This is a genomic window from Johannesbaptistia floridana (genome assembly GCF_057440575.1).
Genome location: NZ_JALKVM010000068.1, coordinates 1 through 25918, shown reverse-complemented (window position 1 = coordinate 25918; position 25918 = coordinate 1). Strand labels below are relative to the sequence as shown.

At 38.5% G+C, this 25918-nt stretch carries 20 protein-coding genes; 10 read left to right on the top strand and 10 right to left on the bottom strand.

Annotated features, from left to right (window positions below):
• Positions 1-322 precede the first annotated feature (322 nt).
• Together MW688_RS05085 and fxsT are read left to right on the top strand one after the other, a co-directional pair.
• Positions 323-2053: a mechanosensitive ion channel family protein gene (locus tag MW688_RS05085; RefSeq protein WP_486734842.1), complete on the top strand. Its 1731-nt coding sequence runs from the start codon at positions 323-325 to the stop codon at positions 2051-2053.
• Positions 2054-2415: 362 nt separating this feature from the next.
• Positions 2416-5457: an FxSxx-COOH system tetratricopeptide repeat protein gene (fxsT, locus tag MW688_RS05080; protein WP_486734841.1), complete on the top strand. Its 3042-nt coding sequence runs from the start codon at positions 2416-2418 to the stop codon at positions 5455-5457.
• A 1470-nt stretch (positions 5458-6927) separates the two neighbouring features.
• Here fxsT and MW688_RS05075 read toward each other — a convergent pair.
• The 7 genes from MW688_RS05075 to MW688_RS05045 all read right to left on the bottom strand — a co-directional run bounded on the left by MW688_RS05075 (position 6928) and on the right by MW688_RS05045 (position 14091).
• Positions 6928-7353 (bottom strand): type II toxin-antitoxin system VapC family toxin, encoded by a 426-nt coding sequence (locus MW688_RS05075; RefSeq protein WP_486734840.1) that lies wholly within the window; start codon positions 7351-7353, stop codon positions 6928-6930.
• The gene (locus tag MW688_RS05070) at positions 7350-7595 is read right to left on the bottom strand and encodes a hypothetical protein (RefSeq protein WP_486734839.1); all 246 of its coding nucleotides are present in this window, start codon (positions 7593-7595) and stop codon (positions 7350-7352) included. Before MW688_RS05070 ends, MW688_RS05075 begins: the two co-directional genes overlap by 4 nt.
• Positions 7596-8643: 1048 nt before the next feature.
• Complete coding sequence (locus MW688_RS05065) at positions 8644-10221, bottom strand: NAD(P)H-quinone oxidoreductase subunit 4 (RefSeq protein WP_486734838.1); 1578 nt, start codon at positions 10219-10221, stop codon at positions 8644-8646.
• Positions 10222-10294: 73 nt separating this feature from the next.
• Positions 10295-12328: an NAD(P)H-quinone oxidoreductase subunit 5 gene (locus MW688_RS05060; protein WP_486734837.1), complete on the bottom strand. Its 2034-nt coding sequence runs from the start codon at positions 12326-12328 to the stop codon at positions 10295-10297.
• 125 nt (positions 12329-12453) lie between these two features.
• Positions 12454-12987 carry a late competence development ComFB family protein gene (locus MW688_RS05055; protein ID WP_486734836.1) on the bottom strand — a complete coding sequence of 178 codons (534 nt, stop codon included), beginning with the start codon at positions 12985-12987 and terminating at the stop codon, positions 12454-12456.
• Positions 12988-13008: 21 nt separating this feature from the next.
• Complete coding sequence (locus MW688_RS05050) at positions 13009-13875, bottom strand: M23 family metallopeptidase (protein WP_486734835.1); 867 nt, start codon at positions 13873-13875, stop codon at positions 13009-13011.
• A 3-nt stretch (positions 13876-13878) separates the two neighbouring features.
• Entirely contained in the window at positions 13879-14091 is a 213-nt protein-coding gene (locus tag MW688_RS05045; RefSeq protein WP_486734834.1) for an Hfq-related RNA-binding protein, read from the bottom strand.
• 8 nt (positions 14092-14099) lie between these two features.
• On the opposite strand from MW688_RS05045, the gene dapF reads away from it, so the two are divergent.
• Genes dapF through rfbB form a run of 6 tightly spaced genes read left to right on the top strand, consistent with a single transcriptional unit; the run spans position 14100 to position 19488 of the window.
• Entirely contained in the window at positions 14100-14942 is an 843-nt protein-coding gene (dapF, locus tag MW688_RS05040; RefSeq protein ID WP_486734832.1) for a diaminopimelate epimerase, read from the top strand.
• 5 nt (positions 14943-14947) lie between these two features.
• On the top strand, positions 14948-15862 hold the full coding sequence (locus MW688_RS05035) for a glycosyltransferase (RefSeq protein ID WP_486734843.1): 915 nt from the start codon (positions 14948-14950) through the stop codon (positions 15860-15862).
• 20 nt (positions 15863-15882) lie between these two features.
• Positions 15883-16428, top strand: a complete 546-nt coding sequence (gene rfbC, locus MW688_RS05030; protein ID WP_486734831.1) for a dTDP-4-dehydrorhamnose 3,5-epimerase — start codon at positions 15883-15885, stop codon at positions 16426-16428.
• Entirely contained in the window at positions 16425-17327 is a 903-nt protein-coding gene (gene rfbD, locus MW688_RS05025) for a dTDP-4-dehydrorhamnose reductase (protein WP_486734830.1), read from the top strand. The genes rfbC and rfbD overlap by 4 nt, the downstream gene beginning before the upstream one ends.
• Positions 17324-18397 (top strand): glucose-1-phosphate thymidylyltransferase, encoded by a 1074-nt coding sequence (locus MW688_RS05020; protein ID WP_486734829.1) that lies wholly within the window; start codon positions 17324-17326, stop codon positions 18395-18397. The genes rfbD and MW688_RS05020 overlap by 4 nt, the downstream gene beginning before the upstream one ends.
• Before the next feature lie 14 nt (positions 18398-18411).
• Positions 18412-19488, top strand: a complete 1077-nt coding sequence (gene rfbB, locus MW688_RS05015; protein WP_486734828.1) for a dTDP-glucose 4,6-dehydratase — start codon at positions 18412-18414, stop codon at positions 19486-19488.
• Positions 19489-19604: 116 nt separating this feature from the next.
• Here rfbB and MW688_RS05010 read toward each other — a convergent pair whose 3' ends face one another.
• Together MW688_RS05010 and MW688_RS05005 are read right to left on the bottom strand one after the other, a co-directional pair.
• Positions 19605-20936: a DUF202 domain-containing protein gene (locus MW688_RS05010; RefSeq protein WP_486734827.1), complete on the bottom strand. Its 1332-nt coding sequence runs from the start codon at positions 20934-20936 to the stop codon at positions 19605-19607.
• Positions 20937-21199: 263 nt separating this feature from the next.
• Complete coding sequence (locus tag MW688_RS05005; RefSeq protein WP_486734826.1) at positions 21200-22618, bottom strand: sulfatase-like hydrolase/transferase; 1419 nt, start codon at positions 22616-22618, stop codon at positions 21200-21202.
• On the opposite strand from MW688_RS05005, the gene MW688_RS05000 reads away from it, so the two are divergent.
• The gene (locus tag MW688_RS05000) at positions 22617-22790 is read left to right on the top strand and encodes a hypothetical protein (RefSeq protein WP_486734825.1); all 174 of its coding nucleotides are present in this window, start codon (positions 22617-22619) and stop codon (positions 22788-22790) included. The genes MW688_RS05005 and MW688_RS05000 overlap by 2 nt on opposite strands.
• 222 nt (positions 22791-23012) lie before the next feature.
• Here the strand turns inward: MW688_RS05000 and MW688_RS04995 are convergent, their stop codons facing one another.
• Positions 23013-24035 (bottom strand): hypothetical protein, encoded by a 1023-nt coding sequence (locus MW688_RS04995; protein ID WP_486734824.1) that lies wholly within the window; start codon positions 24033-24035, stop codon positions 23013-23015.
• A 393-nt stretch (positions 24036-24428) separates the two neighbouring features.
• Between MW688_RS04995 and MW688_RS04990 the strand changes: the two genes are divergently transcribed.
• Positions 24429-25853, top strand: coding sequence for an alanine/glycine:cation symporter family protein (locus MW688_RS04990; RefSeq protein ID WP_486734823.1), 1425 nt, complete (start codon positions 24429-24431; stop codon positions 25851-25853).
• Positions 25854-25918: the final 65 nt, after the last annotated feature.

The following is a 25918-nucleotide window of genomic DNA, read 5'->3' as shown; positions in this document are numbered from 1 at the left end:
AATGAGCAAGTTTTAGCAGTAATGAGTAAATATTTTTCAACTGTATTTAGCCCCTAGGAGACAAAGATTATAGAGAATTAACCATAAAGAACATTTTTCCTCAAAAATTAGTACATAAGTTCTGGTGGAAGATATGAGGAAAGAGGCAATGATAATACTCACTCTCTCGTAGAAAGAATAAGCGATCGCGATCGTCGCTATGTTGCTTATTTGTATTTAATGCTAAAATAACTCATAAATGTAAAAGATGTAAGATCTCAAGACAGGGAGAAGATTTGGCAAAATATACGAATATAGTTTTTACAAAGATTGATATTTGTTTATGAAAATTAGTACTATTGTAATATTTTGTTTATTAAGCTTTTGCTTAATTATATTTTTTATATCTCCTAGTCAGGCTCAATTCATACCTGGTTTAGAAGTAAATCAAACAATTAATAATTATCATAATATTCCCAAGTTTCGCAACGGTAATTTAGAGTTTTCTCCTATTTTTTTAGATGGTAAGATAGTAGGAATCGTTGCTTCTGAAAGAGACTTAAATAATCAAATAGATCCCCGGGACCGTTCAGAAATAATTAGTAGTAAAGCAAAACGTATTATTAATCAAATGAGTTTATACACTCAAGAAAAAAAAGAATTAGGATTATCTACTTTAGAACAACAGCTAAGAAAACAGTTAGAAATTGAGCCAGCTAATTTATCTGGATCTTTAGTTATTTTAGTTTCTTTTCCCAAGAATACACCACCAATAAACTTAATTACTATTACTCAAGCTGATATCCAAAAATTTGGAGTTTCTGAAGAAAAAATAATAGAACAAAGTAGTGAGTATGTTAAAAATATACTTATTAATACTTGGAAAGAGCGACAAGGAGATTATTTATTCCAACAAACTAAAAAAAGTATTAAAGTAATCTTTTTAATATTTTGTTTGAATTTATTTTTATTTTGTGTAAATATTTTTTTAAAAAGTAAATTTTATAAAAAATATATAAATTCAGAGAAATTTTTTATTATAAATCAGCTTTCTTTAGAGCAGAAACAAGATATAAGAAAATTTATATTAGCTATAATATTTCGGGGACAAATATTAGTTTCAGTAATTGGTTTTGCTTACATTAGCAGTTTGTTTTATTTTAGCCGTTCATTAGCTAACTGGATATTAGGAGTGAGTTTAAATCAAAGGTTTCCCCCTCTAGATTGGCTATTAACCTTAGGAAGAGAAGCTACTCTAGGATTACCTTTAATGTTATTACTATTAATTATTGGTTTGAGTTTAGCAGATAGTGCCAGTGATATAATTATAGACTATTTTATTAATGTTTGGCTGAAAAAAAAGATAATATTACCTAATTATTCCGAACGATACACTTTAAGAGCTTCCACGTTTGCTAAAGCATTAAAATGGCTAGTTAGTGTAATTATATATTTGATCATAGTAATTCTAATTTTACGTCAGTTAGGAGCATTATCTAATATAGTAACCGTAATTTTAGGAGTGGTAAGCTTAGGAGTTTCTCTAAGCGCACAAAACTTAATTAAAGATTTTATTAATGGTTTTTTGATTTTATTTGAAGATCAATATGCAGTAGGAGATTGGATTGCGATCGATAATTTAGAAGGTAACGTAGAAAACGTTAATTTACGTATGACACAATTAAGAAATCTAGAAGGAGAATTAATAACTATTCCTAATGGTTCTATTGGTAGAGTAAGAAATATGTCTAATGGTTGGTCTAGAGTTAGATTTGAGTTAGAAGTAAATTATAATTCTGATGTAGATTACGTTATGGATGTAATGAAACAAATAGCTTGTGAAATGTATGAAGATCCTAACTGGCAAGAATTATTGCTCGAACCACCTGAAATGCTAGGAGTAAATAATTTAGCTCATACAGGGATACGAATTTTAATTTTAATTAAAACTAAACCTCTAGAGCAATGGCCAGTTGCTCGTGAATATAGACGACGTTTAAAACAAGTATTTGATCAACAAGACATTAATATTGGTATTCCTCAACAAGTAATATTTGTTAACCATAAACAATAATTACAACCCGACCAGATAACCAGGCAAATTTATATATCATTTCAAAGGACTCATGAGGTTGTACCTATAGCAGTGACCGCAGTGGTGTTAACAACATTGATCACTAACTTTTCCCCCCAACCCCCCTTACCAAGGGGGGCTTTTCATCATTTTTGTCAACATCTATTGGCGAGCTTGCTATAACTCCTGCCTCCTGCCCTCTGCCTCCTGCCTCAAAAGGATAACCTTTGTACCTCACCAGCCTTAAAAAGGCTATATATTTATATTACATATTGAGAATTTGGGCGATCGCTCAAAAAAAAGTAAACAATAGGAAATAAAAAACAATCTCTTCTACTATATTTAAAACTACAAAAACAATTATGAATAAATCAGAGCTATTAAAAAACCTAGAGAAATTGATTCCAGCTCAATTTGATCGTATAGTATGTATATTAGATGTACCAGTAGAGTTATTACCATCTGAAAACGTACCTCAGACAAAGAGAGCGATCGCATTAATAAACTTAGCTGAATCCTCTCAACCAAGAGGGATTAGTTTAGAAAAGATAGAGGAAGCTTTAAAAACAGAGGGATTAGACTCAATACAACCACAGATAACAGATAACTTACCCAAAAGTGGTGTAATTAAATTTGTTGGTAGAGAGGAAGCCTGGTCAGAATTATATAGTAAGTTACAAACTACAGATAGAATCGCCCTGACTACCCTAACAGGTATGGGAGGTATTGGTAAAACAGAATTAGCCCTACAATACGCCCTAGCCGCTAGAGAAAAGAAACTCAAGAATACTTATAATGGGGGAATTTGTTGGGTGAATGTGGCCGATATAGGGAATGTGGGTATACAGATACTTAACTTCGCTAAAAACTCTCTAAAAATTCCTATTCCCGACGAAGGAGAAGAAAAAGAAAGAGTTCAACTATGTTGGCGTATTTGGCAACCAGGAGACACCCTGATTATTTTTGATGATGTGCGCGATTATGACCAGATTTATGACTTCTTGCCTCCTCAACAGAATCGTTTCAAAGTAATTATCACCACAAGACAGCAAATACTAGCGAATAATCTTCAAGTAGTAGCTTTAAAAGTTTTAAAAGAAGAAGCAGCATTAGAGTTAATTAAATCTTTTATTGGTGGAGATAGAGTTAATAATGAACTAGAAGCAGCTAAAGCCCTCTGTAAAGACCTCGGTTACTTACCCCTAGGAATAGAATTAGTAGCTACATTTCTCAAACGGCGAAATCGGTGGTCTATAGAAAAAATGCGCCAGCGTTTAAAAGAAGAACAATTGAGCGCTAAATTCCTAGAGGAAACTACTAGAGAAATGACCGCCACCAAAGGAGTAAAAGCAGCCTTTGAGATTACTTGGGCAGAATTACCAGAAACAGCTCAAAACTTAGCTATGTATATGAGTTTGTTTGCCTTAGCACCTATTCCAGATAATTTGATTCAAGGAATCAGTGAAATAGAAGATGAAGATGAATTAGAAGAAATAGTAGAAGATTATTTAGTTAACTTCAGTTTACTCAAAGATGCAGGAGAATCTAGCTATGAAATCCACACTCTAATTCGTCAGTATTTCAGAGCTAAATTAGAAGCATCCCAATTAGCTGTCACTGCTAAAGAAAGATACTGTGAGTTAATGGTAAGTTTGGCACAAAATATCCCTCAGACCTTAACTCAATTACAGATACAAGAAATTAGTCCTTTTATTCCTCATCTGGAAATAGCAGCAGAGGAACTAAATCAACACTTAGAAGCTGAGAATTTAATTGGGCCTTATGTGGGAGTAAGCAGTTATTACAAAGAACAAGGACTCTATCAATCAGCAGCATCTTGGATGGAGCAATGTTTATCCATAGCTGAAAAAAGATTAGGACCAGACCACCCTGATGTGGCACAAAGCCTCAATAATTTAGCACTTTTATACCAAAGTCAGGGGCGCTACCCTGAGGCAGAACCCCTCTATATCAGGGCCCTCAACCTTTGTGAAACCCTCCTAGGACCAGACCACCCCTTTGTGGCAACTAGCCTCAATAATTTAGCTGAATTGTACCGAAGTCAGGGGCGCTACCCTGAGGCAGAACCCCTCTATATCAGGGCCCTCAACCTTAGAGAAACCCTCCTAGGACCAGACCACCCTGATGTGGCACAAAGCCTCAATAATTTAGCAGGTTTGTACGAAAGTCAGGGGCGCTACAGTGAGGCAGAACCCCTCTATATCAGGGCCCTCAACCTTAGAGAAACCCTCCTAGGACCAGACCACCCTGATGTGGCACAAAGCCTCAATAATTTAGCAGGTTTGTACGAAAGTCAGGGGCGCTACCCTGAGGCAGAACCCCTCTATATCAGGGCCCTCAACCTTAGAGAAACCCTCCTAGGACCAGACCACCCTGATGTGGCACAAAGCCTCAATAATTTAGCAGGTTTGTACGAAAGTCAGGGGCGCTACCCTGAGGCAGAACCCCTCTATATCAGGGCCCTCAACCTTTATGAAACCGTCCTAGGACCCGACCACCCCTTTGTGGCAACTAGCCTTAATAATTTAGCTGAATTGTACCGAAGTCAGGGGCGCTACAGTGAGGCAGAACCCCTCTATATCAGGGCCCTCAACCTTAGAGAAACCCTCCTAGGACCAGACCACCCGGATGTGGCAACTAGCCTCAATAATTTAGCTGCTTTGTACCGAAGTCAGGGGCGCTACCCTGAGGCAGAACCCCTCTATATCAGGGCCCTCAACCTTTGTGAAACCCTCCTAGGACCAGACCACCCCTCTGTGGCAACTAGCCTTAATAATTTAGCTCTTTTGTACTATAATCAGGGGCGCTACCCTGAGGCAGAACCCCTCTATATCAGGGCCCTCAACCTTGATGAAACCCTCCTAGGACCAGACCACCCGGATGTGGCAAGTAGCCTCAATAATTTAGCTGGTTTGTACCGAAGTCAGGGGCGCTACAGTGAGGCAGAACCCCTCTATATCAGGGCCCTCAACCTTAGAGAAACCCTCCTAGGACCAGACCACCCGGATGTGGCAACTAGCCTCAATAATTTAGCTGCTTTGTACGAAAGTCAGGGGCGCTACCCTGAGGCAGAACCCCTCTATATCAGGGCCCTCAACCTTAGAGAAACCCTCCTAGGACCAGACCACCCGGATGTAGCAACTAGCCTCAATAATTTAGCTGGATTGTACCGAAGTCAGGGGCGCTACCCAGAGGCAGAACTCCTCTCTCGTACAGCGATTCGTATTGCTACCGAAACCTTAGGAGAAAATCATCCTAATACTCAAACATGTATTGGTAACTATCAACAAATGCTCCTGCAATTACCTGAAGAAGAATTAAAAGCAATGGTATCTGAGGAGTTTTATCAAGCAATTATCAGAATTAAACAATCATCTCAATAACAGGTTTGGGATTCCACTTGGTACATTAGTATTAGTATTTTAACTACATTTATAGTTTGTAGGTTGGGTTGAGGAACGAAACCCAACATTCAATTATACTAACAGCAAAGCACCAGTACAATTGGGTAAAGAGGCAAGATTTGAGTTAACCCAACCTACCGGGAGTGCGATCGCCTTTATTCCCTGGTGCGCTATGACTTAAAGTGTGAAATCTTAATATCTCTATTGGACTCTAGTCCAACTACGAACCTACCGGGAGTGCGATCGCCCTTATTCACTGGTGCACTATGACTTAAAGTCTGAAATCTTAATGTCTCTATTGGACTCTAGTCCAACTACGAACCGACAAGGAGTGCGATCGCCCTTATTCACTGGTGCCCTATGACTTAAAGTGTGAAATCTTAATGTATCTATTTGGACTAAAGTCCAACTACGAACCTACCGGGAGTGCGATCGCCTTTATTCCCAGGTGCGCTATGACTTCAAGTGTGAAATTTTAATGTCTCTATTGGACTCTAGTCCAACTACGAACCTACCGGGAGTGCGATCGCGTTTATTCACTGGTGCGCACAAAACAACAAAATATTTGTTCATCAATTTAATCAAACGGGCAGTTTAGTAGGGTGCGTTAACGAAGTGTAACGCACCATAACTTAATGATTCTACACCAGGAGAAAAAATGGTCTTTGACCTGAAATTAGTACATAAGTTCTGGTGGAAGATCTGAGGTACTTGAGTAGGGGCGCTCATACTTGCGCCCTAAATCAATTGGATTTGGTGCTTTACGCTTTTAATAACAAATAAGCGATCGCCTTCGGGATACCTTACTCGGTGCGCATTACTTCTTTTACTCATTACTCAACTATAGGCGATCGCCTTCGAGATACCTTACGCGGTGTGCAAAAGACAACTAAATATTTGTTTATCAATTGGATTTGGTGCGTTACGCGCTCCGCGCACTTCACACCCTACTGGTCTATTCCCGTATTCTCACATCACTTGCACCTGTAGTAGGGGCGCAAGGCTTGCGCCCTAAATAAGCTCATACTTGCGCCCTAAATCTATTGGATTTGGTGCTTTACGCAATAACAAATAAGCGATCGCCTTTGGGATACTTTACTCGGTGGGCATTACTTCTTTTACTCATTACTCAACTATAGGCGATCGCCCTTATTCACTGGTGCGCTATGACTTAAAGTGTGAAATTTTAATGTCTCTATTGGACTAAAGTCCAACTACGAACCGACAAGGAGTGCGATCGCTATTCTTACTCAAACCTTAGGAGAAAATCATCCCAATACTCAAACATGTATTAGTAACTATCTACAAATGCTCCTGCAATTACCAGAAGAAGAATTAAAAGCAATGGTATCTGAGGAGTTTTATCAAGCAATTATCAGAATTAAACTATAAATTCATAAGATGGCGCTCTGAAAAAAGCTAAACGATTTTATTATCTCCGGCTTTATTTTACAGAGGAATATCCTGAACCCACATTAGATGAGAGGAGAGAGTATCACGAGAAAGTGCGTTGAAAAATCGTTCATCTGCCGTCACCATTTGACATTTATGAGTTACAGCTAAGGCAAGATAAACACAATCATAGACTGCTTGGTCAACTCTCGTGGCTATCTCTAAAGCCATCGACATCAAAGGCATAGAAGGACAAACCTGTAAATCGCCATAAATTAGGACATTTAAATCGTTTTGAGCCTCTTTGAGTGTCATTTCACCACGTCGAATCCTTTTCCAAAGAATATTGCCAATTTCTGGAAAAAAGAAATCAGGAACTAATAAAGAATAGTCATCATTTAATAGACGTAGAGCAGCCTCTGAATGAATTTCAGACAAAACCCATTTTATTCCCACATTGGCATCAACTACAAATAAAATCAACAATTTCTATCCTCTCGTAATAGTTCAACGCTATCACTAAAAACTTTTTCTCCGTGTTGAGCGCGGGCTTGAGTTAGTTGAGAACGCCAATTCTCCCTTGTTGAAGGAATGGGGGTAGAAACAGTAGGGGTAGGCTGAAAAACTACTAATACCTCTAGCTCTACATCTTTAATCTCTGGCGGCATCTGTACTTGTAAGATCCCATCGGAGCCAATATGAGTTTTTAACTGAAGACTTTTCATCTTTTTGATTTTTCTCCTTAACAATTTCTTTCTCGATTATTACCATATTTTTTCTCACTGAGATAAAAAATTAGCCCGGTGAACACTTTACTTAATTATCCGACTCAATTTGATGGCGAAGTTTGTTTTCATAGATTTCGTCACCAAGTCGAGCAAATTCTTCTTTGCTGTATCCAGGTTGTCTAAATTCCATCGGCTTAAGTTAACATTTACGACTACAAATTCATCTTAACTCAATTAAGAAGCACAAGAGGCGATCGCCTATAGTTGAGTAATGAGTTTTGAAGTAAGGAGTAATGAGTAAAAGAAGTAATGCGCACCGCACGCTTCACACCCTATTGGTCTATTCCCGTATTCTCACATCACTTGCACCTGTAGTAGGGGCGCAAGGCTTGCGCCCTAAATAAGCTCATACTTGCGCCCTAAATCTATTGGATTTTGTGCTTTACGCAATAACAAATAAGCGATCGCCTTCGGGATACTTTACTCGGTGGGCAAAAGACAACTAAATATTTGTTCATCAATTGGATTTGGTGCGTTACGCGCTTCGCGCACTTCACACCCTACTAGCTACTAGCTTTAGTCCAACTACGAACCTACCTGGAGTGCGATCGCCCTTATTCCCTGGTGCGCTATGACTTAAAGTGTGAAATCTTAATATCTCTATTTGGACTAAAGTCCAACTACGAACCTACCTGGATTGCGATCGCCTATAGTTGAGTAATGAGTAAGGAGTAAGGAGTAATGAGTAAAAGAAGTAATGCGCACCGCACGCTTCATACCCTACTGGTCTATTCCCGTATTCTCACATCACTTGCACCTGTAGTAGGGGCGCAAGGCTTGCGCCCTAAATTTCGGGATACCTGACGCGGTGCGCACAAAACAACTAAATATTTGTTCATCAATTGGATGTGGTGCGTTACGCGCTTCGCACGCTTCACACCCTACTGATTTAAATATTGATTCATTAATTTAAGTAGATATAAAATAAAAAAGCCCAAATCTACTTTACAGAAGAAATGGACTTTTATTTTTTAGAAGACCCGAGTTAGATTTGCGGTGCCTTAACTACGGAGTGTAAATCTTCTATTGGGTGCCGAGAAATTTCTTGAGTTAGACTTGGTACAGAATTTCTGGCATTGAGAGTTAACTGACTAATAGTCGCATCGTAAATCTGAGTCACAATTTTTGGATATAGTCCAATGCCGATGATGGGAACTAACAAAGAAGCGATAATAAATACTTCCCGAGGTTCTGCATCTACTAATTCTTGATGTTCTACTAACTCTTTATTTTCAGGTCCATAGAGTATTTCTCTCAGCATAGATAAGAGGTAAATTGGAGTCAAAATCACTCCCACAGCAGCTAAAAAGACAATAGTTACCTTAAATGCTGGATTGTAGGCATCGCTGGTAGCAAAACCAATAAATACCATTAATTCCGCTACAAAACCACTCATACCCGGCAAAGCTAGAGAAGCTAGAGAACAAGTAGTCCACATAGCAAATACTTTCTTCATTTTTTTACCTACACCGCCCATTTCATCCAGCATCAGAGTATGGGTACGGTCGTATGTACATCCCACCATGAAAAAGAGACTAGCACCAATGAGACCATGAGAAATCATTTGTAGCATAGCACCACTAGTACCTAAATCGGTAAAAGAACCGAGACCAATTAGGACAAAACCCATGTGTGAGATAGAAGAATAGGCGATTTTACGTTTAAGATTCCGTTGAGCAAAAGAAGTTAGAGCTGCATAAATAATATTTACGACACCCAGAATTACTAAAACTGGAGCAAAAACTGCGTGGGCATCGGGAAGCATTCCTACATTCATTCTCAATAAAGCATAACCACCCATTTTCAAGAGAATTCCTGCTAGAAGCATGTGGGCAGGAGCTGTAGCTTCTCCGTGTGCGTCTGGTAGCCAAGTATGGAGAGGAAAAATAGGTAGTTTAACACCGTAGGCAATTAAGAAGCCACCGTAGAGTAATAGCTGTAAATTAAGAGGGTAATCTTTGGCGGCTATTGACTGCATATCAAAAGTCACATTATCTCCATAGAAAGCCATAGTCAAAGCAGCTACCAGGATAAAAAGAGAGCCTCCTGCGGTGTAGAGAATAAATTTAGTGGCTGCATAGAGACGTTTTTTCCCACCCCAAATGGAGAGAATGAGATACACAGGGACTAATTCTAATTCCCATACGAGGAAAAACAATAAGATATCCTGTACAGCGAAAACGGCGATTTGACCACCATACATAGCCAGCATGAGGAAGTAGAATAACTTGGGTTTAAAAGTAACTGGCCAAGCTGCCATGGTTGCTAGGGTAGTGATAAAGCCTGTGAGTAAAATCAAAGGCATAGATAAACCGTCAGCGCCTACAGACCAATTTAAGTCTAATTGGGGTACCCAAGCGTAACTTTCACTTAGTTGTAAACCGGAAGTTTCTAAGTCATAACCGGAGTAAAAGGCGTAAACAATGAAAATAAAATCAATTAAGCCAACAATCAGAGCGTACCACTTTACTGTTTTACCGTCCTTGTCTGGGATTATCGGTATAAACAGGGCAGCAACAATGGGAAATAAAATAATTGTTGTTATCCAAGGAAATGTTGTCATAGCAGTTTTAATTTAATAACAAGTACATTCTAAACAGGAATTGAGTAAATTACCCAATTCCTTAACTTTTAAATTAGATTAGGCTGAAAACAATTACAAAACCTAATACTGCTGCAAAAACAATCAGGGCATAGAATTGAGCCCGGCCATTTTCTAGATATTTAAGACCTTCGCCCCCGACTAGGGTAGCTAAACCAGTTAAATTAACTGCTCCATCAACAACACGATAGTCAACTTCTAGAATTTGTCGAGCTAAACGACGAGAACCTTTGACAAAAACGCGATCATAAACATCATCAAAGTACCACTTATTGAGAGAGAAGCGATAGAGAGCAGGGAATTTAGATGCGATCGCCCCTGGGTCAATTTTGTGTTGAGAGTACATTAAGCCTGCTAGGGCGATCCCAATCAAGGCAATACCCACAGAACTTCCGCCCATAATCAGAAACTCTGTCCAGTCGAATTCTCCTGACACTTCCGCCACTGTTTCTCCTGGTGCGAAGATAAACTCTTCAAAGGCATTTGCCCAGGGTTTACCTACCCATCCAATCAAAAAGGAAGGAACAGCTAGTACTAGGAGTGGTAGAGACATAGATAGGGGGGATTCGTGGGGGGTCTCACTATGATGACCATGGTCTTCCTCATGACTTGCCAATTCTTCTACATCCATGGCACCTGGTCCAAAAGCTGGTGTGCCCATTACCTGTTGACGGCTAGTTTCGTCATTGCCGCGAAACTCTCCTTCAAAGGTCATAAAATACATTCTGAACATATAGAAAGCGGTCAATCCTGCTGTCAGCCATCCTACTAACCATAAAGCTGGATTTGCCTCAAAGGCTAAACCGAGGATTTCGTCTTTTGACCAAAAGCCAGCGAAGGGGGGAATCCCACAAATTGCCAAATTACCGACTAAAAAGGCCAGCCAGGTAATTGGCATAAACTTCCGTAAGCCGCCCATAACTCGCATATCTTGGGCTAAAGTTGGGTTATGTCCTACCACCTCTTCCATGCCGTGGATTACTGAACCGGAGCACAAAAAGAGCATGGCTTTGAAATAGGCGTGAGTCATCAAATGGAATAAACCTGCACTATAGGCACCAATACCCATAGCCATCACCATGTAACCAAGTTGAGAGATAGTGGAGTAGGCGAGACCCTTTTTGATATCGTTTTGGGTTATGGCAATAGTTGCACCCAAAAAGGCAGTAAAACAGCCAGTCCAGGCAATAATTGTCATCACTGTGGGGAGATGTTCAAATACTGGGTACATTCTGGCTACGAGGAATACTCCTGCCGCTACCATAGTTGCTGCGTGAATTAGGGCAGAAATAGGGGTAGGACCCTCCATGGCATCGGGTAACCATACATGCAGGGGAAATTGAGCTGATTTAGCTACTGGTCCCAAAAATACCAAAACTGCGAACAGGGTAGCCATGGTGGCACTCAAACCCCCAGAGGTAACTAGGGATTCTAGGCGTTCGCCGATTTCGCCGAATTCAAAACTCCCTGTAGCCCAATACAATCCCAACATACCCAATAGTAAACCGAAGTCACCGACGCGGTTAGCTACAAAAGCTTTTTGACAGGCATCCGCTGCCGCCGGGCGATCGTACCAAAAACCTATCAACAGGTAGGAACACATACCCACCAATTCCCAAAAGATATAAACTTGTACTAAGTTAGGGCTGATGACTAAACCCAACATAGAAGAGCTAAACAAGCTCAAATAGGCGTAGAAGCGTACATAACCTGGGTCGTGGGCCATATAGCCATCGGTGTATATCATCACCAAAAATGCTACTGTAGTCACGATTACTAGCATTAGGGAGCTGAGATGGTCGATGCTATAACCCATTGATAGATGAAAATTTCCCGCCGCTGCCCATTCAAACATCTGGGTATAATTTTCATGTCCGTGAAGTTGACTCCACAACAGAGCGATAGAAAGTACCATCGCTCCTCCCGTCAGAAATAGAATCAAAAACGCATTTAAGCTGCGTAAACTGCTGGTAAATTTCCCAAAAGATATTAATCCGAGACCCACTAATGTGGCTCCTACTAGGGGTAAAACTGGTATTAACCAGGCGTATTGATAAAGTGGTTCCATGATTGATTTTTAATAACTATAGTTTGTTCACTCAGTTTCTATATTATTCTTTTTAAAACAGCAATATAGATTTAGATTATATCTACTAGAGAATTTTGGCACAAATTAAAAGTTTTCACCGTTTACTAATTTTCAAAATCGGGAGCGTAGGATCCTAGTAAATCGCTAATTTGACCTAAAACATTTTTACTAAAAGTATTGCTCGCAGCGATTGGTCGGCCATCTCTTTGTGGTTTCATCAAATAGCGTTTTATCCCCTCACCCACTTGTTGTGTAATTAGGCTATTTAACTCATCTTTAGCTTTTTCTCTTTGATAATTTGCTCCTTCTTCCGTGGTGGCATAAAGAGGCGGTAGTCTGTTTAAAGCGTATGCTGCTATATCCCCTACTTCTAATTTACAGTTGGTAGCTGCTTCAATTTGGGCGATTCTGGTCAAAGATTCACTTAAAACTAGTTCCTCCATAACATTAATAAAATGTTTACGAGGCATCGCCACAATTTCTCCTGTCAATAAAGCTCCCATCAATTTATCTAAAGCCATGTATTCTTCTGGTGAAAGTTCTGTAGCGTGCTCACAGATTTTTCCCACTTCTGCTTCCATACTGGGAGTTAAATAGCCATTGGCAAAAGCTTGTTCTACTATTTTTTGAATATCCATATATCTTCTATCTATTTTCTCTTAATCTATACCTTCAAAGCGCCAAGGAACCGGATCTACGGCTACTCCATTTACATATAAACCCCAATGTAAATGAGGTCCTGTGGAAGCCCCTGTAGATCCTACTGTACCAATTTGTTGCCCTGCTTTAATTTCAGCTCCTTCTTGAACATAAATGTCCTCTAGGTGTAAAAATATGCTCAATACACCTTGACCATGATCTATTCCCACTGTGTTTCCGTGTACATCAAAACCTTCTGACACTTTTCCTACTAGAGCAATTTTACCATTGGCTGGGGCAAACACTGGTGAACCTAAATCTCCTGCATAGTCTACACCTCGATGATAGTAATTTTCAGCAAATTTTCCATTGATATAACGCTGTACTCCAAATAACGCTGAAACTCTTGCCGGACTTGGACGTAAAAATTTACCTGACCACAGTTTTTCTGGAGTTACTAGATTTTTAAATTCTCTCACTCGCTCTAATTCTATGGTTGTTGCTGGTTTCGCTGCTGCCCCGGTGAGAAGTATGCTTTGAGTGGGAAATTGGCGATCTTCTAACCATATCCCTAAATTTTTCTCCCCCTCTTCTGTAACTATTCGTATCACTTTTTTCCCTGGAGTATCTAGAGGAGTGGTTGGGATCAATGCCCTATATGTATTCTCTCTATCTGCCATGGGAAAAACCGGATAATCCTTCTCTTCTACTGATACAGTGGGTAATGAACTGTTTTGACTACTTTCCTCGACAATAACACTTATGGTATCCCCTAATTCAGCTTTTTCTGGTAATAACTGTACCTTCAATGCTAGTACCGGGTAACTGACTAGGATTAACAGCATACTTGTTGCTAATGATAGTATTAAAGCTTTTGGTAATTTCATAACTCAAGTTTTGGGTTTTAGAAAAACGATAGCTTGGCGCCATACTAATACATTTTGATTATCAGATGACAATAAACATATACATTGTTGATCTTGCCAAATAATTCTCCCTTTAACTACATCTGTTGTGATCAATTTTAACTCTACTGGTGTTTTTTCCATAATTAGAGTTTGAACTTGACGTATACTAGGTAAACTTGTATCTAATTCATTCATGATAAAATATGGTAATTGAGTTTGCTAAATATCAGGGATTGGGAAACGATTTTATTCTGATTGATAATCTTCATCAACAGACCCCTATTCTGACCCCCGCCGAAAGTAAAAAATTGTGCGATCGCCATTTTGGTATTGGTGCCGATGGAGTTATTTTCGCTCTTCCAGGAAATAGTGAAGGCGAGTATACTATGCGTATCTATAACTCTGATGGTTCAGAACCAGAAATGTGCGGCAATGGCATTCGCTGTTTAGCTAAGTTTATCGCTGATTTGTCCCCAGTCAAGCAACCAATTTATCAAATTAACACTTTAGCTGGGTTAATTACTCCTGAGATTCAAAGCAATGGCCAAGTAAAAGTTGATATGGGTATCCCTCGTTATACTGCTGGGGCTATTCCTACTACTTTAACTAGTTCTGAGTCTAAAGTAATTAATCAGCCTTTGGAAATCGCTGGGAAAAATTGGTCAGTAACTTGCGTTAGTATGGGTAATCCTCATTGCATTATATTTGTAGAAAATGTAGATGCCATTCCCCTAGAGGAATTAGGACCATTATTTGAACATCATACTGCATTTCCTCAACGCATCAATACCGAATTTATCCAAGTAGTAAATTCTAACTATCTGAAAATGCGGGTTTGGGAAAGAGGTGCCGGGATTACTTTAGCCTGTGGTACTGGGGCCTGTGCTTCTGTAGTGGCTGCCGTCTTAACAGGAGTAGCTGAATCTAATTGTACTGTAGAACTACCGGGAGGTTGTTTAACTATTGAATGGTCACAACTAAATGGTAAAGTATACATGACTGGTCCTGCTGAAAAAGTTTTTACGGGAATTCTTCCTTTTAGTTAAGTATGATGACGCAACCTCAACTATCCATTGTTACACCTACACGAGAGGGATTTTCTCAACACTGGTTAACAGAATTACTAAAAATAAGAGGTAATGTGGAGTTAATTCTGGTACATCCTCCAGGATACTCCCCTAATCCCGTGGCAGATGTGCGTTTGCAACAAATTGTTAGTCCCATAAGAGGTGAAATTATACAACGCCTCACAGGACTATTTAATGCTAAAGGTAAATATATTTTGACGATTAATTGTGATGAATATATCACCCCAGATATCTTGAGCATAACTGTGGCCTATTTTGAAAAATTTCCTGAAAGCTGGGTATTTAGACTGCGTCGCCAAAGCTTTGATTTTGATGATAAAGTCAGCTTAGAACAACCCTGGTTAAGTGTGGGAGAAATTGAAAATTGGCCATTACAACCTATGCCTATTGCCCCGATAGATAATCCTCTAGATTTAGGATTATTGTGGCGCGATCGCCTAGATCATCATGGCAGACATACAGAAAACTTCGATAAAAAAGTCTGGCAAAATCATTTAGTCCAAGCCAGTATAGTTGAACTAGCTCAACTATTTTCTCTCATCGGTCCTATCAAGTATATCCCTTTTTGGTGCTTAGATAGATTCTTGGGTTTATTTATTCAAGCCAAATTCTATCAAAAAAACAAAATTATTGGCCATGTATTTTCTGACGGTGTCGAACAAATTAGAATAGAAGCAAATCCCCCAGAATATCGTAAAAAGATGCGATTTTATTTCCTAGCAGAAATCTTGTTAATCAAACATTTTCCTCGTTCTGGTTATTTTTGGAATCTAAATATTTCTCAAATAAAAGCAATACCCACAAGAGCAATAGGGTTTTTGGGTAGAAACCTCTTCAAAAATAAAACAATCTCTAGTAAATTAGAAACTAGCAAATAAATCAGGGATTTTCAGTAATTATGGAAATAATTAAAACCGACATAGATGATGTATTAATTATAGAACCAAAAGTTTTTGGAGATGACAGAGGCTTTTTCCTAGAAAGTTTTAACCAAAAAGCATTTACAGAATTAACAGGAGTTAAAGATAATTTTGTCCAAGATAATCACTCCCGTTCTAAACAAAATGTTTTACGAGGTTTACATTACCAAATTCAACAACCTCAAGGGAAACTAGTAAGGGTTGTTGTAGGCAGCATCTATGATGTAGCTGTGGATATTAGGAAAAATTCTCCTAATTTCGGTAAATGGGTAGGTTGTGTACTTAGTGCCGAAAATAAGCGACAATTTTGGGTCCCGGCAGGCTTTGCCCATGGTTTTTTGGTAACTTCAGAATTTGCTGAAGTTCTCTATAAAACTACCGATTACTATGCACCTCAGCACGAACGGAGTCTACTATGGAACGACAAAGACTTGGCTATTGATTGGCCAATAGATACAAATCCGATTATTTCTAACAAAGATGCTCAAGGACAAAAATTTGCCGAGGCTGAAGTATTTTCATGAGTAACAAAATTTTATTAATAGGTAGTCAGGGACAATTGGGAAGAGAGTTAGAACCTCTACTGACAAATATAGGTTCCCTAATATCTCTCAGCAGAAATGAATTAGATTTAACTCAACCAGATTTAATCACAAAAGTAATTACTGAAGAAAAACCCCAAATAATTATCAATGCTGCCGCCTACACAGCAGTAGATAAGGCAGAAACAGAAACGGATATAGCTAATACAGTCAATGGAGTCGCTCCTGGGGTAATGGCAACGGCAGCAGCAAAAATCAATGCCAGCTTAATTCATGTTTCCACTGATTATGTATTCGACGGCAGCAAAAATACCCCTTATCTAGAAACAGATACTCCTAACCCCCTAGGCGCCTATGGTAAATCTAAACTCCAAGGAGAACAAGAAATTCAACAAACTAATGCTCACTATTTGATTCTGAGAACAGCTTGGGTATATGGTGTTTATGGAAAGCAGAATTTTGTGAAAACTATGCTGCGTCTAGCTAAAGACAGGGAAGTACTTAAGATAGTTAGTGACCAGGTGGGCACACCATCTTGGGCCGGAGATATTGCCGAGGCAATAGTCTCTTTAGCTAAGTTAAATTTAGATCCTCTTTATAAATCGCCCTCAGGCATATATCATTTTACCAATAGTGGAGTAGCTAGTTGGTACGATTTCGCGATCGCTATTTTTGCTGAGGCAGCTAAACGCGGCTACCAATTGCAAATCAAGGAGGTTATCCCAATTACTACAGCAGAATATCCTACCCCCGCTCAAAGACCAGCTTATTCGGTACTCTCTAATCGTAAACTAAATGAAGTTTTGGGAAACTATCCTCCCTACTGGCGTGATTCACTCTTAACAATGTTAGACCAACTCTTAACTAAGGAAAATTTATGAAGGCATTAATTCTTTCTGGCGGTAAAGGCACAAGATTAAGACCGTTAACTTATACTGGAGCTAAACAATTGGTGCCTGTAGCTAATAAACCAATCCTGTGGTATGGAATTGAGGCTATAGTTGCGGCAGGAATTACCGAAATTGGCATTATTATTAGTCCTGAAACTGGAGACGAGGTAAAGGCAAAAACTGGTGATGGGGAAATGTTTGGCGCGAAAATTACCTATATTCTCCAAGACCAACCCGCAGGATTAGCCCATGCAGTGAAAATAGCTCGGAATTTTTTGGCTGATTCTCCTTTTATTATGTATTTGGGAGATAATCTCATCGCTGATGATCTTAAGAGTTTTAGTAATAGTTTTCAAGAAAAGCAATTAGATGCTTTGGTTTTGTTGCGGGCTGTTTCTAATCCTACTGCTTTTGGGGTCGCTGAATTGGATCAAGAGGGGAATTTAATTAGATTGGTAGAAAAACCCAAAGATCCTCCCTCTAATTTAGCTTTAGTCGGTATTTATTTCTTTAATAAGAGTATACATGAAGCTATTGATAAAATTCAACCTTCAGCTAGAGGTGAATTAGAAATTACCGATGCCATAGATATGCTAATTACTACTAAAAAACAAGTCCAAGCGCGTCAACTTCAAGATTGGTGGCTGGATACTGGGAAGAAAAATGATCTTCTAGAAGCTAATCGCATCATTTTAGATACTCAGTTAGAATCAAAACAATTGGGAATCGTCGAAGCTGATAGTCAAGTCATTGGTAGAGTCTCCATCGGTAATAACTCCCGCATTATTAACAGCACTATTCGTGGTCCTGTAATAATTGGAGATAATTGTCATATCGAAAATTCCTTTATCGGACCCTATACTAGTGTCGGTAATCAAGTTAATCTTTTTGAAATTGACATAGAACATAGTGTACTTTTAGAGGGGGCAAAAATCTCAGGAATTCAACAACGGATTGTTGATAGTGTAGTCGGTCAACGGGCCAAATTAGAGTTAGCACCTCAACGTCCTAAGGCTTTACGTTTTATGATTGGTGATGATTCACAAGTAGAACTTGTATAATTAGTTAAATAGTTATGGAAAGAAAACAGCGTCGAATTTTGATTACAGGGGGAGCAGGATTTATAGGATCTAATTTTGTCCATCACTGGTGTAAGGAATACACCTCCTTAGGCGATCGCGTGGTGGTATTAGATGCCTTAACCTATGCCGGGAATCCTGCCAACCTAGAGGGGTTAGAAGCTAATCCTAACTTTCGTTTTGTGAAGGGGAATATCTGTGATAGTGAATTAGTAACTAATCTGTTGCAGGAAGAAGAGATAGATACTGTAGCCCATTTAGCAGCAGAATCCCATGTAGATCGCTCAATTTTGGGACCAAAGGCTTTTATAGAAACTAATGTGATGGGAACATTTACTCTACTAGAAAGCTTTCGTCATCACTGGGAAGGGAGAGGGAAAAATAGTGGCGATCGCTTCCTCCACGTTTCCACAGATGAGGTTTATGGTAGTTTAAGTAGTGATGATCCAGCTTTTAGTGAAACTACTCCCTATGCGCCTAATAGTCCCTATTCAGCCTCAAAAGCTGGGAGCGATCATCTTGCTAGAGCCTATTTTCATACCTACGGATTACCAACCATCATTACTAATTGCTCAAATAACTATGGACCCTTTCACTATCCCGAGAAACTAATTCCTTTGATGTGTATTAATATGCTGCTTGGGAAGCCCTTACCAGTGTATGGAGATGGCCAGAATATTCGGGACTGGTTATATGTAGGCGATCATTGTCAAGCCTTAGATGTAGTTATACACAAAGGGATACCAGGGGAAACCTACAATATTGGTGGCAACAACGAGGTCAAGAATATTGATTTAGTAAAACTTCTTTGTGAAATCATGAATAAATTAGCCGATAATTTACCCGTATCTCCTACCCAAGAGTTAATTACCTTTGTGAAAGACCGTCCTGGACATGATCGCCGCTATGCCATCAACGCCAGTAAAATTAAGCAAGATTTGGGATGGGAACCCCAAGAAACCCTGGAACAGGGTCTTCGTAAGACCGTAGCCTGGTATTTAGAAAATCAACAGTGGTGGCAACCACTACTATCTGAAGAATATCAATCTTATTACAGTTTAGTGTATAACTGATATTAAAATTAGATAAGGTAATAGGGGTCTCTTTTTTAGGCCCCTGCTTGTTTATAAATACAATTTCATATTAGTATAGATGGTATAGATGCTGCCTATGCTAAAAGATAACTGAGTTAGGAATTAGCTATTTGCTTTTTAATCCAAACGTTATAGGGAAGAGCAAAAACAGTACCTAAAATTACATAAGCAACAATTGACGGTACTGCTACAGTTAAATTATTTACTATAGCTAAATATAGAGCTAATCCGACATTGCGAGCAATAGTTGCTATAGCTAAAGTAGCACGAGTATCCAGGCGATCGCTCTCTTGTAAACCTCCCCAGAAATGACCAATTGCTAAACTAATAGATACAATAAGGGAGATCGCTAATCCCGCTAACCAACCTGCTTGAGGAATCAAATCTAAACTGATAATTAAGGCAAAGATAATCACGACAAAAAACAGAGTATTGGCTATATTAAAGAGTAAATTACCAATCTCTTCCCCTAAATCTGCGGATATTTTCTGAATAATTAACCCTAAACTTAACGGTAAAAACTGAACTGTTGCTATTTGCTTAGCAACTAACAAGAAATTATAATTTTCTATATTTACAGAAAAAACTATTGCAAAAGTAAATAAAGTTATTGGCGTCACAATAATCGCTAACAAAGATACAATTACTTGTAAACTAGCACTAAAACCGATATTGCCTCCAGCCATTAAAACCCTTTTAGTTAATAGAGGAGCGCCAGGAATAGCAGCTAATAAAACTAAGGCTATTTTGGTTCCCTCTCTTAAGTCAACAAGTGCTAAAACTAGAGATACTATGAGAGGAAATATCACTAGTACTGATAGTAAAGATTTAGCTAACCAAACTGGGTGATTTTTTAAGGTAGTAAAGTTTTTTAAGGGAATTTTTACTCCCATAGTTAACATAATCGTAAAAACTGTCAAGGCTATTAAATTACTAACAACTTTACTATTGAGAGTAATAATTTCTCTTAACTTTAATTCGTCAGTAAACAGAGGAATAAAAGCAGCTAAGCCAATAAATAATAAAATAATACCTACAGTAAACCCTTGTGACCATTTAGGCACATAGATAAATTTACGACTTTCGATATTTTTCAAAGTGCGCCAATGGGTAATCAAAGCGGCAGCTAAAGCAAATACTCCTAAAGCCATCAAACTGATACCTAAAACACGTTCTTCTGTGAGAGTATCAATGGATGTACCCGTTTTAGTTCTATCTAAATATTTGAAAAAACGATCAATTCCGAAACCAAAACTAATCATAGATAAAGCAGTACGAATCCAAGCCATTAGAGTTCTCTCTTGAGCAGCACGAGTCCTTTCACGGGCTAAATCTGTACGAGTTTCGGCTAAATCGTTTCTTTCTTGAGCTAATTGAGTTCTTTGAGAAGCAAGCTCATTATTACTCGGTAATGCTTCTTGAGACATATTGAAAAATAAATAAATTAATCGAGATTTTGAGCTAATTATAACAATGAAGTGGGGAGCTGATAGTTATAATAATTATTCAAAGTGCGATCACACTGAAGACTATTAATCAAAGAGCGATCGCATATCATCGGCGCATCCGGTTTATATACACCAGTTAAAAATGAGGTTCGTAGTTGGACTAAAGGTCCAAAAAACATAGCGCTATCCCCAGAGAATACTAATCTAATTGGATGTTAACTTCCTCAAGTTGACCAGTAAAATCAAAAGGAACTTGATATAGCAGTGACCGCAGTGGTGTTAACAACATTTATCACTAACTTTTCCCCCCCAACCCCCCTTACTAAGGGAGGCTTTTCATCATTTTTGTCAACATCTATTGGCTCATTGCTATAACTCTCAGTTACAGAAGTACCAGTATCAAAACCTACATCAAAAGTCTCATCAAGAGAGAGACGATTAGGTAAAGTTTTCTCAACTCTGCCTGTAGCCATTTTGCGATTATTAGCAAAAAGAGTCATCACACCTCCGGCAAAAGGTTTATCTGCATCGGTTTTATAAACAGCCTTAATAGTAACCTTCCCAGAAGGTAGTGATTCGGAAGAAACGATACTATACTCTTCAACACCAGCTAAGTTGTAATGATAGGCTAATTTACCATCTTTGATGTATAAACCATAGCCACCAAAACGTCCTCCGTGGGTTAGTAATACCCCTTCTGCACCTTCTGGAGGAATAGTGACATTAGCAGTTATGGTGTGACTTTTGTGTTTAACATCGGGTGCGGAACCTTCAGTAATTCTGAGTTGATCTGGATAAGTAAAATCACTACGTCCTGCTGCTAAACTGGGTCTTAAATCCACATTTAAACGTTCAGTTTTACGCCCATCCAGGGGAAGAACATTGTATTTAGCAGCTTCAGCGTAGAATAAATTTTTCATTTCTTGAACTTTTTCTGGCATTTGTGCTGCTAAATCAACTGCTTGAGAAAAATCTGACTCAATGTTATATAATTCCCAGTCGAGGTTTAAAACATCTTTTGCCGATGGGTTGGGATTCCAGGGAATATTATAAAAGGCACTAGCCATCCAACCATCATGGTAAATACCCTGATTACCCAACATCTCAAAGTATTGAGTATTGTGACGAGTTGAAGCCTCAGCATCATCGAAACTATAAACTAAACTGTTGCCTTCGAGGGGTTTTTGGGCAATGCCATTAATTTCTACGGGAAAAGTAATGCCTACGGTCTCTAAAATTGTGGGAGCGATGTCAATTACATGGGAAAATTGATAACGAGTTTCACCTTTGCTTTTAATACCATTAGGCCAACTAATTACCATACCATTACGAGTGCCACCAAAATGGGAGGCAATTTGTTTCGTCCACTGGAAGGGTGTATCCATTGCCCAGGCCCAAGCTGCTGGAAAATGGTTAAAATATTTATCTGTACCCAAATCATTAACAGCCGCTAATTTAGTTTCTAATTTTTCTTCAATGGCATTAAAGAAGGTATTTTCATTTAATAAGCCTTCTAAACCACCTTCAGCACTAGAACCATTATCACCAGCTATGTAAAATACTAGGGTATTGTCTAATTCTCCTAGTTTATCTATCGCTTCAATAACTCTTCCTACTTCATAGTCAGTTTGAGCGGTAAAACCAGCAAATACCACCATCATGCGAGCATATACTTTTTGCTCTTCTGGTGAAAGAGAATCCCAAGCGGGAAGAGATTCTGGACGAGGTGTTAACTTAGTGTCTGGAGGAATGACTTCTAGTTTTTTTCACATCTTCCACCAGTACTTCTATACTAAATTAACCTCAGAAAAAGTTCATTTCTCTTTAGTCTAAAATCGTAGCAAAGGTCATCCGCGGTCAACCAATTTTTAAGCGCGATCGCATTAATTCTTTAACTCATTACTTCCTCACTTCAAAACTTCAAGACTTCTTACTTCAAAACTCATTACTAATTACTCATTACTTCAAGACTCATATAGCCTTTTTAAGGCTGGTGAGGTACAAAGGTTATCCTTTTGAGGCAGGAGGCCCTACTTCAATATTTAACTAGAATTATTACTGAATTTTTAGATACTCTAAAAACTCTTTTAATTCTTCATCAGAAAGTAAATGTCGAGATTTTTTCCCATAAACTCGCGTAGTATATTCACGTCCTTGTTCTTTAGTCCACTTTAAGCGCTCCATGTGTAGATCAATTTGACTAATAGTTTCTGAGACAAAATCAGCATCATTTTCCGTTAATGTTGGCTCTAATGACGGTTGAGAATCAACTTGTTCATTTTCTCCATTGGTTTCTGGTTCTATATCTGTATAGTTAGTTAGCTCTAGACCATTATTTAACAGCAATGGAGGCTCATCAGTTGGTAATGGGGGGAGAGAATCAACTATATTAGTTGAAGTTTCTGGGAGAGATGTTGGGGACTGAGTCTGTAGATACCCTAAAAATTCTTTTAATTCTGCATGAGAAAGTTTTTTTCGAGTTTTTTTCCCATAAACTCGTGTAATATATTCACGTCCTTGTTCTTTAGTCCAGTTTAAGCGCTCCATGTGTAAGTCAATTTGACTAATAATTTCTGAGACAAAATCAGCGGTTGATGTTGGCTCTAATGACGATTGAGTCTCAGCTTGTTCATTTTCTCCATTGGTTTCTGGTTTTATATCTGTATTTATATCTGTGTGGTTATTTAACTCTAAATCATCCATTAAAACAGATGAAGACTGATTAGTTGGTAGTGGGGGAGTAAAATCAACCAGATTAGTTGGTGTTTTGGAGGAAGATGATAAGGGTTGAGGATTTTCTATAGGGGGTTTAATTTCTAGAGATGGTGTTAAGGGTTGAGGAAGTGATGATGGTTTTTCTTGATTTTCTGTGTTTGTTTCTAACCCTAAGTAAGTTAGCGCTCTTTCTAATGCGCGATCTTCTGCCGTTTCTATGGTGGTTGCTGCCGCTAAGGCGGTAGCTAAAATTTGTTGATCTACTTCAATAATAACTTTAACTATGTATTGTCCATGTTTAATCTTGATTAATTCACTGATTAAACTACCTTTGGGATATTGACGGCGAAATTGATTGATCATCTTTAACTAAATCTCAAATTTTTCTTGTTGATTTTTTGAACTAATTACTTGACACTGTATGTATGAAAATGAGGCTTGGGAAGGAACTGGCCTTGAACCCCTATTGTAAATTTTAGCAAATAACGTACATTTGTACTAACTAAAAACTAGAAAACTTAAAAATAAATAAAATGATGTAACCTGTGTTTAGATCATACTATAATAGTTGAATTAAATGAAAGTCAGAGTAGCTATAGGTTTCGAGGCATTAGGGGAGGGCGATCGCCCAATCACTGCTTGAAAAAATTTTACTCTTTTGATTTAATTTTAGTTAATTAGAATACTTTTTTTTTGGTAATTGCTTTTAAGCTAGAGAAAACTTAAACTGGTAAATATCGTCAAGGAGAGAGAGACTTGCTGGATTTTTTAAATAACTTATTATGGGGATCAGTACTAATAATAGTCCTAACTGTGATTGGGGTTATGTATACTGTTCGTTCTCGGTTTGTACAGTTTCGTTACTTTGGACGAATGTTCGCAATTTTTACCCAATCCTCCACAGAAGAATCAGGACAACTTAGTTCATTTCAAGCTTTAGCCTTAAGCGTAGCTGGTAGGGTAGGGGCGGGAAATATCGCCGGAGTAGCTGTCGCCCTTACTTTAGGGGGTCCTGGTGCTATATTCTGGATGTGGCTAATTGCTTTAATAGGAATGTCTACAAGTTTTTTTGAATGTAGTCTAGCACAGCTATTTAAGCGAGCAGAACCTGATGGAAGTTATCGCGGTGGTCCTGCCTACTACATGGAACAAGGACTAGGTAAAAAATGGATGGGTTCTTTATTTTCCATATTTTTACTAGTAACCTTTGGCTTTGGTTTTAATGCAGTTCAATCTTATACAGTAGCTGCATCTGTTGAAGATACATTCGGTTTACCAGCGAATATTACCGGATTTTCGTTAATGGTTTTAATTGGCTTAATCATTTTTGGTGGTGTTAAAAGAATCGGTCAAATAGCCGAATTGGTGGTACCGATTATGGCCGGAGGTTATTTTTTGATGGCTTTATTTGTGCTAATCATGAACATCACTGAAATACCTGGACTTATTGTATCAATAGTTAGTAGTGCTTTTGGTTTGAATCAAGCAATTGGTGGTAGTGTCGGTGCAGTTTTGATTATTGGAGTTAAACGGGGCTTATTTTCTAATGAAGCGGGATTGGGTAGTGCCCCGAATGTAGCAGCAACTGCCTATGTTAAACATCCTGCCGACCAAGGAATTGTTCAATCATTAAGTGTAATGATTGACACTATTATCATGTGTTCTTGTACAGCTTTTGTGATTCTTCTGTCTGATGTTTATCAACCTAATGATGAATCTTCTAGTGGAGTTGTTCTTACTCAAAATGCCATGGCTGACCATGTGGGTGAGTGGGGAAGAATTTATTTAACCATAGCACTAGTTTTGTTTGCTTTCACCTCAATTATTTACAACTATTACTTGGGGGAAAATAGCCTTAATTTCTTTAGTGAGGGTAATAAGCTGATATTTAATATTTTTCGTGTTTTAACTCTCGCCTTAATTGTTTGGGGAGCTGTGCAGGATTTAAGTACAGTATTTGCTTTTGCTGACATTACCCAAGCTTTGTTAGCATTAGTTAATTTAAGTGCTTTGTTTATGTTGTTTAAGGTCGGTATACGCATTATGGAAGACTATGATCAACAAATTGATAACGGTGTCAAACAACCTGTACTCACTGTATCTAAATTTTCTGATCTAAAGATAGATCCTCAAGCCTGGGAGGATATGTCTGAAGAAACTACACAAGTTTCATCACTTTAAAGGAGTTAATACTCAGACCGCTTCTAAAAATCTACTCAAATTTACTCAAACAGCAAAATAAGACA